General features: G+C 44.3%; 9 protein-coding genes and 2 pseudogenes. 7 read left to right on the top strand and 4 right to left on the bottom strand.

From position 1 onward, the window contains the following. Nucleotides 1-49: 49 nt before the first annotated feature. Nucleotides 50-971: pseudogene (locus PENNN9_RS01675) on the bottom strand (DUF808 domain-containing protein). A gap of 435 nt (nucleotides 972-1,406) precedes the next feature. Here PENNN9_RS01675 and PENNN9_RS01670 point away from each other — a divergent pair. The 5 genes from PENNN9_RS01670 (at nucleotide 1,407) to PENNN9_RS01650 (ending at nucleotide 7,316) form a co-directional block, all read left to right on the top strand. Further along, nucleotides 1,407-2,273: a DsbC family protein gene (locus tag PENNN9_RS01670; RefSeq protein WP_058368032.1), complete on the top strand. Its 867-nt coding sequence runs from the start codon at nucleotides 1,407-1,409 to the stop codon at nucleotides 2,271-2,273. Between the two features lie 179 nt (nucleotides 2,274-2,452). Next, nucleotides 2,453-3,793 (top strand): homoserine dehydrogenase, encoded by a 1,341-nt coding sequence (locus PENNN9_RS01665; RefSeq protein ID WP_058368031.1) that lies wholly within the window; start codon nucleotides 2,453-2,455, stop codon nucleotides 3,791-3,793. A 160-nt stretch (nucleotides 3,794-3,953) separates the two neighbouring features. After that, on the top strand, nucleotides 3,954-5,135 hold the full coding sequence (locus tag PENNN9_RS01660) for a thiolase family protein (RefSeq protein ID WP_058368030.1): 1,182 nt from the start codon (nucleotides 3,954-3,956) through the stop codon (nucleotides 5,133-5,135). 492 nt (nucleotides 5,136-5,627) lie between these two features. Continuing rightward, complete coding sequence (locus PENNN9_RS01655) at nucleotides 5,628-6,476, top strand: DUF2382 domain-containing protein (protein WP_058368029.1); 849 nt, start codon at nucleotides 5,628-5,630, stop codon at nucleotides 6,474-6,476. A 198-nt stretch (nucleotides 6,477-6,674) separates the two neighbouring features. Continuing rightward, entirely contained in the window at nucleotides 6,675-7,316 is a 642-nt protein-coding gene (locus tag PENNN9_RS01650; RefSeq protein WP_058368028.1) for a YsnF/AvaK domain-containing protein, read from the top strand. A gap of 134 nt (nucleotides 7,317-7,450) precedes the next feature. On the opposite strand, the gene PENNN9_RS01645 is transcribed toward PENNN9_RS01650, so the two are convergent. From PENNN9_RS01645 to PENNN9_RS01635, 3 genes and pseudogenes are all read right to left on the bottom strand, one after another. Beyond that, nucleotides 7,451-7,981 carry a hypothetical protein gene (locus tag PENNN9_RS01645; protein ID WP_058368027.1) on the bottom strand — a complete coding sequence of 177 codons (531 nt, stop codon included), beginning with the start codon at nucleotides 7,979-7,981 and terminating at the stop codon, nucleotides 7,451-7,453. Nucleotides 7,982-8,213: 232 nt separating this feature from the next. Beyond that, a pseudogene (secA, locus tag PENNN9_RS01640) lies at nucleotides 8,214-11,035 on the bottom strand (preprotein translocase subunit SecA). Between the two features lie 93 nt (nucleotides 11,036-11,128). After that, nucleotides 11,129-11,317, bottom strand: coding sequence for a hypothetical protein (locus PENNN9_RS01635; RefSeq protein WP_058368026.1), 189 nt, complete (start codon nucleotides 11,315-11,317; stop codon nucleotides 11,129-11,131). Nucleotides 11,318-11,504: 187 nt separating this feature from the next. Here PENNN9_RS01635 and mutS point away from each other — a divergent pair, with 187 nt between their 5' ends. Next, a complete protein-coding gene (gene mutS / locus PENNN9_RS01630) occupies nucleotides 11,505-14,747 on the top strand; it encodes a DNA mismatch repair protein MutS (RefSeq protein WP_058368025.1) in 3,243 nt (1,080 codons plus the stop codon). A gap of 96 nt (nucleotides 14,748-14,843) precedes the next feature. Then, the gene (gene fdxA / locus PENNN9_RS01625) at nucleotides 14,844-15,167 is read left to right on the top strand and encodes a ferredoxin FdxA (RefSeq protein ID WP_058368024.1); all 324 of its coding nucleotides are present in this window, start codon (nucleotides 14,844-14,846) and stop codon (nucleotides 15,165-15,167) included. Nucleotides 15,168-15,348: the final 181 nt, after the last annotated feature.

Below are 15,348 nucleotides of genomic sequence, written 5' to 3'. Positions count from 1 at the left end.
CCTTTTCAATATTTGTATAGTGCTAAGCTAGCGTCGATGTTAGGAAACTCTAATGAGCAGAAGCTCCGTTACCACGTAACTTATTAACCATCGTAAAGATAGCAACAACCACTGCCCCAATGATAAAGCCTATCAAACCATTTAATAGTGCTGTCGTCACGCTTTCAAAAATACCAGTTAAGTGCGCCAGATCCTCTACTCCATGATGTAAAAAACTGATACCGTGCACTAAGATACCACCGCCTACTAAGAACATCGCCAACGTACCAGCGATAGATAGAAACTTCATCAGTTTTGGTGCAGCGGCAAACATCACCTTACCAAGTTTTTGTTTAAAACTGCTTTCTTGTTTCATTAAATGCAAGCCTGCGTCATCTATTTTGACAATACCAGCAACCAAACCGTAAATACCAACTGTGATAGCAATCGCTAAAATAGACAATACCAGACTACGCTCTAACAATGTGGCACTCGCCGTTGACCCCAAAGCGATGACGATAATCTCTGCTGATAAAATAAAATCTGTACGTATCGCGCCTTTTATTTTTCTCTTTTTCAAACGCCACCAGATCCACTGTTTCATCGGCATTGGCAAGGCGACGCGCACTTTGTTCTTCGTCATGCGGCAAAGCATGTGGCCAAAATCTATGGATAACTTTTTCAGCACCTTCATAAACCAAAAATAAACCACCGCACATTAATAAAAAAGTAACCAGTGGCGGATAAACGGCACTGATAAGCAGCGCAGCTGGCACCAAGATAAGTTTATTAACAAATGAGCCTTTTGCTACCGCCCAAACGACGGGTAACTCGCGATTGGCTTTGACGCCGGTAACTTGCTCAGCATTTAGCGCAAGATCATCACCCAATACGCCAGCGGTCTTTTTGGCCGCAACCTTAGTCATTACTGAAACATCATCTAATATCACACTGATATCATCAAGTAGGGTTAATAAACTGGCACCTGCCATGCTCTCTCCTTAGCGTAAAACCGCTCAAATAGTGAATAAGTATTAAAATTGATCATGTTGATTTATCTTATTTACTGTAGCCTACTGAGCTACTGCAACATATGAAATAGTAGGAATGTAGCTTATTTTACTTTTTTGTTCACCCATCACCAAATTATTAGTTAAGTAAGTTTTGGTTTTAACTGTCATTTAAGTAAGTTTTGGTTTTAACTGTCATTTATAAAAATATGTTAGTATATGGCACTTTATCACTATTTATGTTATGACTCACTTCTTACTTTATAATCAAGATGATTCGTCATCATAATAAGGGTGCTGTAGCTTAGAATTTATTCGTTTGACTGCTGATAAATAAAGAGACTTATATTGCCTGTCTTTACGCTAAGTTTTTTATCAAAATCATGATCAAGCGCGCCCGCCTATAGGAAATGCCGTATGTTCTTATCCTCTATATCTACTGGTCTAAAGCCTGCTAACATCTCTACTCGTCGTAAGCTCTCAGGCGCCATTATCAGTGCGCTACTAGTTACTGTTGCGACAGGCTGTTCAAACAATACTCCTGATACTACCAGCAAGACCAGTGTGGTAAGTAGCACAAAGGCAAGTAGTGCCACTAATGCCCCCAAACCTGCTGCCGATAGTGATCAATCGGTCGTTTCAGCATTACAGTCAAACCTAGAAGCGTCTGGTATTAACGAAAATATCGTCTCAGCAGTGCCAACAGAGATGGACGGTATTTACTGGGTAACTGCTGAAGGGTTGCCGGCATTTTTTACTGATAAGTCAGGCAAGCACATCATTCAAGGCCAGATTATCTCTGTTGGACAAGGCGAGCCTGTCGATATCAGTGGCGCATTAGTTGCTCGCACCGCGCAAGAGGCTCTCAAAGCTGTAGACAAAAAAGACATGATCATTTATCCAGCCAAAGGCGAAACCAAGTCAGTGGTGTACTCTTTTACCGATGCTGATTGTCCTTACTGCACCAAATTGCATGCAGAAATGGATGAGATCAATGCGCTAGGAATTGAGGTTCGTTATTTGGCCTGGCCTCGTAGCGAAGGAAGTATCCCTAAAATGGAAGCCATCTGGTGTAGTGAAGATCGCGTTGCCGCTATGGATCAGGCAAAATCAGGCGCCAATGTCATGGCTCCTAGCTGCGAGAGTCCAGTAAAAGAGCAAATAGCACTGGGCGCTCGCCTTGGGGTTCGCGGAACGCCTGCCATCTTTACCGAATCTGGTCAGCAGATCGGTGGTTATCTGCCAGCCAAACAATTGGCACAAACAGCGATTGATGCCAGCTAACTATCTGCCATAATATCATCGGCTTTGGCGATAGTCAGTTTGGGTAGACGCCACAATTGCTTGTCGGTATGATACGGTGAGACATTATATAAAGGTGGCTTTCTTAGCAATAGCTAACATCTCAATAGCGACATCTACTTTTTATACAATCTACAATCATTTAATTTTCTGAGGATACTGTGAGTAAATCCATCAAACTAGCGATACTTGGCCTAGGTACCGTCGGTACTGGCGTGGTCAACCTAATCAATGACAACTTATCCGAGCTTAAACGTCGTAGTGGACGCGACATTATTATTACCGAAGTCGGTACACGCCGTCAGCGTGATGATATCGATCCTAGTATCGTCCAAAATGATGATTTGATGGCAATTGCTGCCAGTGATAACGTCGATATCGTCATTGAAGTCATTGGTGGTACAACTCTCGCCAAAGACATCATTATGCACGCCATCAAGAATGGCAAACACGTCGTTACCGCTAATAAGGCGTTACTTGCTGAACATGGCAATGAGATATTTGCGTTGGCTGAAGCGCATCATGTGCATGTGGCTTATGAAGCTGCAGTGGCAGGTGGTATTCCTATTATTAAGGTGATGCGCGAAGCACTTGCCGCCAATAAAATAGATTGGCTGGCCGGCATTATTAATGGTACTGGCAACTTCATCATGACTGAGATGCGTGATAAAGGCCGTCCATTTAAAGACGTTTTGACAGAAGCTCAAGAGCTTGGCTATGCTGAGGCAGACCCGACATTTGATGTTGAAGGTATTGATGCCGCTCACAAGCTTGCCCTACTTGCCTCTATCGCCTTTGGCATTCCATTACAGTTTGACAAAGTATATTGCGAAGGTATCACTGGTATTACGCTACAAGACGTCAACTATGCTGAAGAGCTGGGCTATCGTATCAAGCACTTGGGCTTTGCCGTTCGCCGTAACAGTGAAGATGAGCAGCAAGACAGCGCTGGCATTGAGCTACGTGTACATCCAACGTTGATCCCGCAAGATGCTTTACTTGCAAATGTGAATGGGGTGAAAAACGCTGTACTGGTTAACTCACATCCTCTTGGACAAACGCTGTATTGCGGTGATGGTGCAGGTGCAGGTGCAACCGCCTCTGCAGTGATGGCAGATGTCATGGACCTTGTACGCGTACTGGGCAACCATGACGATAGCGAGCACAGTCATCATGTCCCTCATTTAGCGTTTATGCCAGAAGAACTCTCTGATACGCCCGTGTTGCGTGCAGAGCAGATGATTACAGGCTACTATTTGCGTGTGCATGCTTATGACAATCCAGGCGTGCTAGCAGATATCACTCGCATCTTAAGTGATGCTGGTATCAATATTGATGCCATTTTACAAAAACCTGCTCACAAACTTGGACAAGTACCTGTCATTATTTTGACATTACCGGTCGTCGAAAGTCAGATGAATCTAGCGATTGAAAAAATTGAAAGATTAACTGCGGTTACAGATAAAGTCGTCCGTATTCGACTAGACGAATTGGCCCAATGACATAAAGCAGTAATGACCAGCGAGTTATTTTGATACACCTTGATTTTTATCTTGACAATGCACATTATAGTAATGATTCTTTATTAACAATTAGTGAAGCACAGTGTTCATCTAAAGCGCTGAGTTTTAATTTAAAATAGGTAAATAAGGCAGAACAACGATGTCGAACGATGCAATTGTAATTATTAACGGTGCGCGTACGCCAATGGGCAGTTTTCAAGGCGCTTTAAAAGATGTCAGTGCTACAGAATTAGGTGCGACAGCTATCAAAGCAGCTGTTGAACGTTCGGGCGTAAGCAATGACAATATTGATGAAGTCATCATGGGTTGTATCTTGACCGCTGGATTGGGTCAAGGTCCTGCTCGTCAAGCAATGCGTAAGGCAGGTCTGCCTGATGAGACTGGCGCGGTGACTATCAATAAGCTTTGTGGTTCAGGCCTAAAAGCAGTCATGCAGGCGCATGATGGTATCAAAGCAGGTAGCTTTAATGTCGCTGTCGCTGGTGGTATGGAGTCGATGACAAATGCCCCATATCTTATGCCAGGGTCACGTGGCGGCTATCGCATGGGTCATAAAGAAGTCAAAGACCATATGTTCTTAGATGGTTTAGAAGATGCAGAGACTGGTCGCTTGATGGGTCAGTTCGCGCAAGAGATGGCCGATGAAAAAGGCTATACGCGTGAGCAAATGGACGAGTTTGCGATCGAATCGCTTAACCGTGCGTTGACTGCGATTAAAGATGGTCATTTTAAAAATGAGATTGAGCCTGTTACTTTTAAAACTCGTAAAGGCGAACAAACAGTCGAAAATGATGAAGAGCCAGGTCTTGCTAACGCAGAGCGTATCCCTAACCTACGTCCTGCATTTGCCAAAGAAGGTACTATCACTGCAGCCAATGCCAGCTCAATCTCAGATGGTGCAGCAGCTGTCGTTATGATGAAAGAGTCACAAGCACAGTCTGAAGGCTTAGACTATCAAGCTCGTATTATAGCGACTGCCTCTAACTCACGTCATCCAAGTGAATTTACCATTGCTCCGATTGGTGCTATCGAAAAAGTATTGGCTAACGCAGATTGGTCAGTTGAAGAAGTCGACCTTTGGGAGATCAATGAAGCCTTTGCGATGGTAACGATGGCGACGATGGATGCATTAGATATTGATCACGCAAAAGTTAATATCGAAGGTGGTGCTTGTGCTTTAGGTCATCCTGTAGGTTGCTCAGGCGCTCGTATCCTGATCACGCTTATCAACTCATTAGAGCGTACTGGCGGCAAAAAAGGTATTGCAACCTTATGTATTGGCGGTGGTGAAGCAGTAGCAGTGGCTATTGAATTGCCTTAATTAAAAGACGCTGTCAAAAGCTTTTGTCATGACGCTATTAGATGTGTCGTCACAATGCATTTAGTCAGATGACTGTTTAATACTGATAATCATGATATTAATAATTCCATAACCGTACTATTAATTAATAGTACGGTTTTTTTTGTATGTAAGACATACAAAAATATGGCTAATATTTATCAGTGTAAAAATGCGTTAACTTATACCCAATCGATGTTATGACACTTACAGCCTATTACACGCAATTACGTCAGTTGCACATTTTGCTACCTTGCTCATATATCTCAAGTAAAATCGCGATGTTACGATAATTACAAGTTGATGCAGTCATTGCTTATAACTGCAAATCTATGACTGCAACTAATGAAGTAGAGGAAAGGTCAGTGTATTCTGACTTATTCAACGACATATTTATCATTGGCGTTATTTTTTGACGCTACTATTTATTTACAATTAAAATTAATCATTTACTCATATAAAAGGAAGACAATAATGAGCCAACTAATTCGCTTACAAGATATTCAAGCAACTCACCGTGATCTTATTGGTGATGACTATTATGATCCAACAGGCAAGACTGCCTATGGTGTCAACGAAGAAAAAATCGGTAAAATCGATGGCGCACTAGTAGAAGATACTACTGGTCGTATTCGCTATCTAATAGTCGATGCAGGCGGCTGGTTTAGCTCAAAAGAAGTCTTAGTACCAGCAGGTCTAGCTCGTATTGTCGGTGATGACGTGTTCTTTGATAGTTTGACCAAGTCACAAGTCGAAGCCATGGAAGAGTATGACCATGACTATCAGTACAGCTATAAAGAGCAGTATGAAAAAGACCGTCAAGCATTTGTCGCTGATTCTGTACCAGAGACTGAGCGCCGTGATATAGCTGACGCTGATTATAATGCGCCAAATACACTAGAGCTACTAGAAGAGCGTTTGACAGTAAACAAAGATCGCATCGTGGCAGGCCTAGTAAAAGTTGGTAAGCATGTTGTGACTGAAGAGCGTAACGTTGAAGTAGATCTTGAAGAAGAACATGCAAATATCCAACGTACCAATGTAGATCGTCCGACAGATCGTCGTATCGGTGATGTCACAGGTAACGAGTCTATCGAAGTTGAACTAGAAGCTGAACGTGCTCGTGTTAATAAAGAGACTTACGTGTCAGAAGAAGTAAACGTCGGTAAAACCACTGAACGCCACACTGAAACTATCGCAGAGACTATTCAGCGTGAAGAGTTAGATATTGATCGTGATGGTAATGTTGTTGACCGTGAAGGTAATATCGTAGACCGCGATGGTATTACTGCTGAAGATGTACGTAGCGCACGTGGTATGTAATATTCTGATCTATCGTTTATCCTAATATGATAATTACGATTAGGTAGCGTGAATATATAACTGAGCAATAAAGCTCGGTGAATTAAGGTCAGAGTTTGTCTCTGGCCTTTTTTTATGTCTTCTTTATGAATTGTAGACTTTATCTATCGCAATTTAATCATACTAGTAAAATGCTTGCTAATAATAAGGAACGTAATGATGAATACTAACCATGAAAAAAAGACCCATGATACACACGATGCGAATGAAAACTTGAGCCAACGTCCAGATAGCGTAACGTCCTCAGCGACTACGGCAAAGCTAGAAGATCATGCAGGTGAGAATAAGCTAGCAGCTCCTGATACTGTGAGTGATAGTGCTATTACTAATCGTCTAGAGCTGTTAGAAGAGCGTCCAGTCGTCAATAAGGAACGCTTAGACGTTGGTAAAGTGACGGTAACCAAGCATACTCACACCAAGTCTATTGAAGTACCTATTGAGCTGGTAGAAGAGTATGTCACAATTCGTACTGAATACAACGATGCCGAAAGCCAAGACTTGCTATCAGGCAGCTATGACGAAAAAGACATCTTGCGCCATGTTGAGCCATCATTAGACAGCAAGGCAGTAGTCACTATCAATGGTAAGCAGATAGAAGTCGGTGACGCGCCTGTCGAGATCGTTTTATCACGTCAAGTAGCGACTGTGACAAAAGAGACTTATGCTATTCAAGAAATCGAAGTCAACAAGACCACGCACACACATACAGATAGTATCCAAGTTGAGCTACAGCATGAAGAACTAGAAGTGACAGAAGAAGGGTTTTTGGAGCACGAAACATCACGTATTCGCAAAGAGTAATCCTACCCGTATTAGATTTTTCTATTAAAGTGAAAAATTAAAGACAGAAATTGAAGATAAAAATCGTGACACAAAAAAAAGCAACGTGAGCGTTGCTTTTTTTATGCAGAATTAAAATATGCAATAATTAATGCTTAGGTCTTATTACATTCGTAAGTACTTATATCAGCTTCGTCTTCACCTGCCGTACGCATGACGCCTGTTTCACGTTCTCCGTGAGCGACGCGCCACTGAGTAAAGCCTTGACCGCCATCCATCGCTGTATCGACTTCAAAGACTTCAGGGTTGGTGCCTTCATTGGTTTGTGCCAATGTAACTGTACCCATGTCTGTACCAATGACCACTTGATTGGCGTCATCTTTATAAGTTGCCTCAACTTCTAGAGCAGGCGTACATAAGTAAGTTATCTGATTCAAATCAGTATTCACATTGGCAACAGTATCATCTTCCACTTCATTTAGCGAAGCATCATCAGTGGCAACGATGGTATCGTTAGGATCTGCTGGCTCAGCTGACATTGGCACTGACTCTTCAGCATTGATACTATCTTCTAGGCTCGGCTCTGGCTCTTGCTGCTGCTGACAAGCACTAATACTGATAGCACCAGCGAGCAAACCTGTCATAAATACGGTCGTACGTAGTTGTTTTAGTTGTCCTAGATTCATCGTTGTCTCCTAGATTGATATGGTAAATACTATAGCGTGTCCACCTATATTCGCCTATGTTGAATTTGTAAACAGTAATGACAAACTATGAAAGCTTTAGCTTGATAACTATGATGATCTATATACAATCTAGATGAAATAGCTAACGATGTTGCACAAAAATACCCACCACTGCTAACAGTGATGGGTATCTAATCTGATAGGCCAATCCATTATGCGGCAACTAACAGGGTTAAATTTTACCGTGACATTGCTTATATTTTAGACTAGAACCACAAGGACAAGGCGCGTTACGGCTGATATTCATACCGGCATATGGGTTTGGCTCAGCGTCATTTGCATTATCAGGATTATTGGCTCCCGCACTTGCGCCTGCTGCTATGCCTCCAGCAAGGTTTACGCGCATCTGACCATTTGCCCGTTCACCTTGGTTTTGAGGACGCGGCGTTGGCTGCGGTTCACCTGATAAGTTATCGACATCGTTATGCTCGAACTGCATTTTCATGCGCTCGGCATCTGCACGTTGCTGCGCTTCTAATGCCGCAAGCTCTTCTTTGGTTGGGATATGGACACGCGATAGATCTTGGACCGTTTCTGATTTAATAGCGCCTAACATCATTTGAAACAGCTCAAACGACTCACGCTTATATTCTTGCTCAGGGTTCTTTTGAGCGTAGCCGCGTAAGTGAATGCCTTTACGTAGCTGATCCATCTGCGTCAAATGCTCTTTCCAATGCTTGTCGAGGCTTTGGAGCATAAAGTGTCGCTCAAGCTGGGCAGCGCTTTGCTCGCCCATTTGCTCACGGCGACCATGATAATGCGCTAGGGCCGTTTCGATGATTTTTGCTCGCAGACCTTCTTCATCAAGACGGCGGTCTTCATCGAGCCAATCATTGAGTGGCATATAGATTTTGAACTCTTCTTCAAGCTCATCCTCTAATCCGTCGATATTCCACTGATCATCGACAGAACCTGGCGGGATAAATTGATTAATCATGGCATTATAGACTTCATGATGCATCACTTCGATGGCGTCCATGAAATCCATATCAGCAAGCAAATCATCACGCTGAGCATAAATAACTTTACGCTGCTCATTGGCCACGTCATCATATTTTAGCAAGTTTTTACGAGCATCAAAGTCGCGGCTTTCAACCTTACCTTGTGCATTTTCAATCGACTTTGACACCATCTTATGTTCGATAGCTTCGTCTTCTTTGAGACCCATAGCACGCATCATGTTGACCACGCGATCACCAGCAAAGATACGCATGAGATCGTCTTCAAGCGATAAGAAAAAGCGCGACATACCAGGGTCACCCTGACGACCTGCGCGGCCACGTAGCTGGTTATCAATACGGCGAGATTCATGACGCTCGGAGCCGATAATGTGCAAACCACCAGCTGCGACCACTTGGTCATGCTTGACTTGCCATTGGGCTTTTAGGCGTTGCATTTCTTCTGGACTAACTGAGTCTATGTCTTCGATAAATGATTGCCAGTTACCACCCAAGATGATATCGGTACCGCGGCCTGCCATGTTGGTTGCAATAGTAACGGATTTTGGGCTACCCGCCTGCGCGATGATATCAGCCTCGCGCTCATGCTGCTTTGCGTTTAGGACATTATGCTTAACGCCTTCTTGATCGAGCAAATAAGATAACTCTTCACTGGCTTCAATCGTCGCTGTACCGACTAGCACTGGCGCGCCTTTATCCTGTATCTCTTTAATCTCGCGAATAATGCCTTTGTATTTACCCAGTTTGGTCAAAAATATCTGATCATCCATATCGACCCGTGCTATGGCTTATGGGTTGGGATGACAATCACTTCCAAATCATACGTCGACTTAAATTCTGCCGCTTCGGTATCGGCCGTGCCGGTCATACCTGATAACTTGTCGTATAAACGGAAAAAGTTCTGGAAAGTTGTGGTTGCAAGCGTCTGGTTTTCGGCTTGAATCTCGACGTTTTCTTTGGCTTCGACCGCCTGATGCAGACCTTCTGACCAGCGACGACCTGGCATCGTACGGCCCGTATTTTCGTCAACGATGACCACTTCGCCTTCATCGACGATATAGTGCACGTTTTTGACAAATATGTGATGGGCGCGAATAGCCGCTTGTACGTGAGCTAACAATGGCAAACGGCTTGGACTGTACAGACTCTCGTTTTCACCAAGTTCGCCTACTTCGATTAAGAAGCTCTCAATCTTTTCATAGCCTTTTTCGCTGATTTCGATTTGACGGTTTTTTTCATCAATCCAAAAGTCTTCATCTTCATTATTCTTATTGGCTTCTTCATCTTTTGAGCGTACAAGCACCGGAATAATGGTATTAATCAGTGCATACATCCGTGACGAGTCTTCGGCTTGACCTGAGATAATCAAAGGCGTACGCGCCTCATCAATTAAAATAGAGTCAATCTCATCAATGATACAAAAGTTCAGCGGGCGCTGCTTTTTCTCGCTGAGACTAAAGACCATATTGTCACGCAGATAATCAAAGCCATATTCGTTGTTGGTACCGTAAGTGATGTCCGCTTGATAAGCATCGACTTTTTCTTGTGCTGGCTGCTGTGAGTAAATCACCCCAACCGTCAATCCCAAAAAGTTAAATAGTGGACGGTTTAAGTCCGCATCACGAGCGGCCAAGTAATCGTTGACCGTGACCACGTGGACACCTTTACTACTAATGGCATTTAGATAAATCGCCAAGGTCGCCATCAAGGTTTTACCCTCACCAGTCTTCATCTCAGCGATTTTGCCTTCGTGCAAGGTGATACCACCGATCAGCTGCACATCATAGTGACGCATGCCTGTGATGCGCAAAGACGCTTCACGGCAGACGGCAAAAGCTTCGGGCAATAGCGCATCTAGGCTCTCACCTTTTTGAAAGCGCGCTTTAAACTCTTCTGTTTTTTGTTGTAATTGTTCGTCAGACAGAGCTTGCACGCCAGCCTCTTGGGCATTAATCTTGGTGACCACCTTACGCATACGTTTTAGTTCGCGGTCATTTTTGGTGCCAACCACACTGCCTACAATCTTTGATAACATAATTTTTTAACCTATGGAAATATTCGATAATTAGCGTAAATATAGTCAGCACAACACAAAACAGATAAGTGACGATAATAAGTGAATAGTCACTCATGATAGATATAAATCGTCGTTGTGCATTACTTGCAAGCGTGTCTTCGTACCAAAAACCCATGTCTTAACAGCACTATGCCGCTTGTAAAGTGCATCGACTATAGTAGCCAAAGCTTTACCCGCCGTCCTATCATCAACCGACTCAGTACTATCTGATGAAGCATCACCAATAAAATGTGCCGTCATTATATATGGTTATGGCGCTGATGAATACAAGGGCAATTGGTGGATATTTGCTGGCGCCGAAACGCGGCAGCTCATGTTAAAATGGTACTTATTTGGCTATCGCCAAGCGCTGTTATCTACCTATCATGCACCCAACTCTATGCGTTTTATCAGCAATATTTAAGCCAAGCAATATAAGAGATTATGAATGTCTGCTAAACCACTTGATGCAAACCATACCAACACCGAAACCCTAACCATAGGCGATGCTGTCTACGATTTGGCCCATCATACGCCGATGATGGTGCAGTATCTGACCATGAAAGCGCGCTACCCAAATGCCTTGTTGCTCTATCGAATGGGCGATTTTTATGAGCTGTTTTTTGATGATGCCAAGCGTGCCGCGCAGATATTGGATATTACTTTAACGCGCCGCGGCACTGATAAAGTCGGCAACACTATCGCGATGGCAGGCGTGCCGTTTCATGCTGCAGATAGCTACATGGCACGGCTCATCGCCGCTGGGCAAACGGTGGTGGTCTGTGAACAAATCGATGAGGCAGCCGATAGCAACTCTTATCCAAGCATCGGCGAAAAAAGCAAAAAAGATAATACGCTACACACCAAAGGTAGCACTAAAGCCGCTAAGGCTAAGCCGCCCACCATCATGCGCCGCGAAGTGGTCAAGACGCTGACTGCTGGGACGATAACCGATGATGCACTTATCGCGCCCAATCAGACGCCTACTGTCGTCGCCATCGACATCGCCACACCGAATCCAAAGACAAAAGATCGTAAACTGCCTATCCAAGCTGCAATCAGTCAACTAGACTTGACGGCAGGGACGCTCACCACTCAAACGCTAAGTGTGGATAGTAGCGCTGCAACTGGAGAGAATAGCGATATAGCAACGCTACAAGCGCAGATGCTCACTGTCTTGGCACGCTTTGCCCCTAGTGAGTGTATCATCAGTGAAGCCACCAGTGAGGACTGGCTACTGTGGTTACGTAGTCATCTCGACTGCCCTATCATCGAAGTGGCGGCCAATGACTTCCACCGTGAGCATGCGACTGCTACCCTTTGTCAGCAGTTTGACGTACAGCGCTTAGATGGTTTGGGTATTAGTGATGCGCCCCTCAGTCAATCTAGCTGTGCGGCGCTGATTCATTACGCCCGCCAAACGCAGCAGCGCCAAGTGCCGCAGGTCAACCAGCTTATCGTTGAACACAGTGATGACTATCTGATTATCGATGCCAACAGCCAGCAAAATCTTGAATTGTTTACGCCTGTTAGTGCGAATGGAACGTCGTTGATATCGGTACTTAATTATTGCAAAACGCCCATGGGACGGCGGTTATTGGTACAGCAAATGAAGCGTCCACTACGCTTACATACCCGTATCAACCAGCGCTTGGATGCGTTAGCCAGCCTAATAGACGTAGACAGTGCAAAAAACCATTTATCCAATAAAAATGCGACCCTAACCACACACTTAATCACAAGCTTACGTGACACGCTCAATGCCATTGGTGATATCGAGCGTATTAGCAGTCGTATCGGTCTGATGAGTGCCAAACCGCGCGATCTACGTAAGCTTGCCGATGGGATTGCCAGTAGCAATCAGCTAACGACGCTACTGACCAAAGCGGGCATCCATCCTGAGCACACAGGATTGCTACCGATGTTGATGCAGCAACTACCCACTCAGCTGCCAGCCGTACAAACGGTCGCCGATCTTATCGAGCGCGCTATTGTCGTAGAACCCCCTGCTCATATTCGTGATGGCGGTATGCTTGCAGCGGGTTATGATGAAGACTTTGATCGCTTGACCTATCTGCATGACAATATTCAAGCGACCCTTGATGAGATGGCAGAACGCACGCGGCAAGAGTGTCAGCTGCCAAGTCTAAAAGTCGGCTTTAATAAAGTCAGTGGCTTTTATTTTGAGCTGCCCAAAATGCAGGCGCAAAATGCGCCCAGTCACTTTATCCGTCGCCAAACCCTCAAAAACGCTGAACGCTTTATCACTGATGAATTAAAAGCAGTCGAAACCGAATATCTAAGCGCACAAACCTTGGCACTGGCGCGAGAAAAACAGTTATATCAGCAACTGCTGACCACGCTTAGCGAGCATTTAACCGAGCTACAACAGTTGAGCGCTGCCATCGCTCAGATAGACGTACTGAGTAACTGGGCGCAGCTGGCTGTGACTCATAACTGGCAACGTCCAGTCATGCATAATGGCGTATTAAATAGCGATATACATAATAGTAATGCAAAAAAAGACGCCGGCTTACAAGGTAGCCAACGAAACCATCAGAATCAGCAAAACCAGCTGAACTTTGACAGTGTTACTCAAAACTCACTGTCTAATCAATCACTCAATCAGACGCAAAACCAAACCAGCATCGATATACGTCAAGGTCGTCACGTCGTCGTCGAAGCAGCGTTAAATCCTGCCAATACGCACCATCGAAACGCTCCAACTGACCACCCTAGCCATTTCGTAGCCAATGACTGCGCGCTTGGCAGCGATGGACATCCTGAACGTCTATTAATCATTACTGGCCCTAATATGGGTGGCAAATCGACCTATATGCGTCAGACTGCCCTGATCGTGCTGCTCGCTCATTGCGGCAGCTTTGTACCGGCCGAACATGCCCTTATCGGTGATATCGACCGGATTTTTACTCGTATTGGTTCTGCCGATGATCTGGCTGGCGGCAAATCTACCTTTATGGTGGAGATGATCGAAACCGCCAATATTTTAAACTTGGCAACAGATAAATCACTGGTACTCATGGATGAAGTCGGACGCGGTACGGCAACCACTGATGGCCTTGCTATCGCGCACGCTTGCGTCAATCGCCTGCTAGAGATCGGTTGCTTGACCTTGTTTGCCACTCATTATTTTGAGCTGACTGCCCTAGCAAATAATAAGCAGGCAAATAACGAGCAGGCAAATAATAAGCAGGCAGACAACGAACTATCAAACAATGAGCTGACAAATAAAAACGACGGGATTCGCAATGTGCATGTCGCGGCAAGCGATGTCGATGGGCAGCTATTACTGCTACACCAAATCCGTGAGGGCGCGGCAAGCTCCAGCTTTGGGTTGCATGTCGCCAAGATGGCAGGCATACCGACGCAAGTGTTAAGTGACGCCAAACGCTATCTTATCGACAACTTAAGGTCTGAGCAGACAAAAAGCACTGATGACAAAAATGAATTAGCTAAGTCGGCAAACGATAAAGGCCAGCGAGTAGATAGCAGTCATATAACTGAGACGAACGTAAAAGCCAATACCCAAGCAAGCTATCTAGCCGATAATAAACAACAAAAACAACTGCTTAGCTTGTATAATGAGCTGATAGATATAGATCCTGACAGTCTAACGCCCAAGCAAGCCCATGACTTATTGTATGATCTTAGACAACGCATTGGTCGCTAAAGGGGTTTGTTAAAATCGTCTAAAAGCGCTAAAATATGCATTATTTTCATTATTCTATTCAGGCATTAGCCGAACCAATAATAGGTAGACCTCAATATGACCTTCGTCGTTGCAGATAATTGTATTCTTTGTAAACATACTGACTGTGTGGAAGTCTGCCCTGTGGACTGCTTTTATGAAGGGCCAAACTTCTTAGTCATTGATCCTGATGAGTGCATCGACTGCGCGCTATGCGAGCCTGAATGCCCCGCCAATGCGATCTTTTCAGAAGATGAAGTGCCTAAAGGGCAAGAGATATTCATCCAGCTGAATGAGGAGCTGGCACAAAAATGGCCAAACATCACGGAGATGAAGCCGCCTATGCCAGACGCTGAAAAGTGGGACGGTGTCGAAGGTAAGATTCAGTATTTAGAGAAGTAGATTGATTTATTAGATAATTACTCTTAATGATATAGAGGCTGTAGATTTTTTGCTATAGCCTTTTTTATTGAAAGGCTTTTGATAAGCCATATTGTAGGGTGGGTTAGCAAAGCGTAACCCGCCAGACGTTATTCAAAATGAAATGATAGAAATAGCTAAATTTTAATCATGATGATATTGT

It is taken from the genome of Psychrobacter sp. ENNN9_III, assembly GCF_001462175.1.
GTDB lineage: Bacteria > Pseudomonadota > Gammaproteobacteria > Pseudomonadales > Moraxellaceae > Psychrobacter.
Note: the sequence above shows the minus strand (reverse complement) of the source record. Positions and strands in the feature narration are given on the sequence as shown.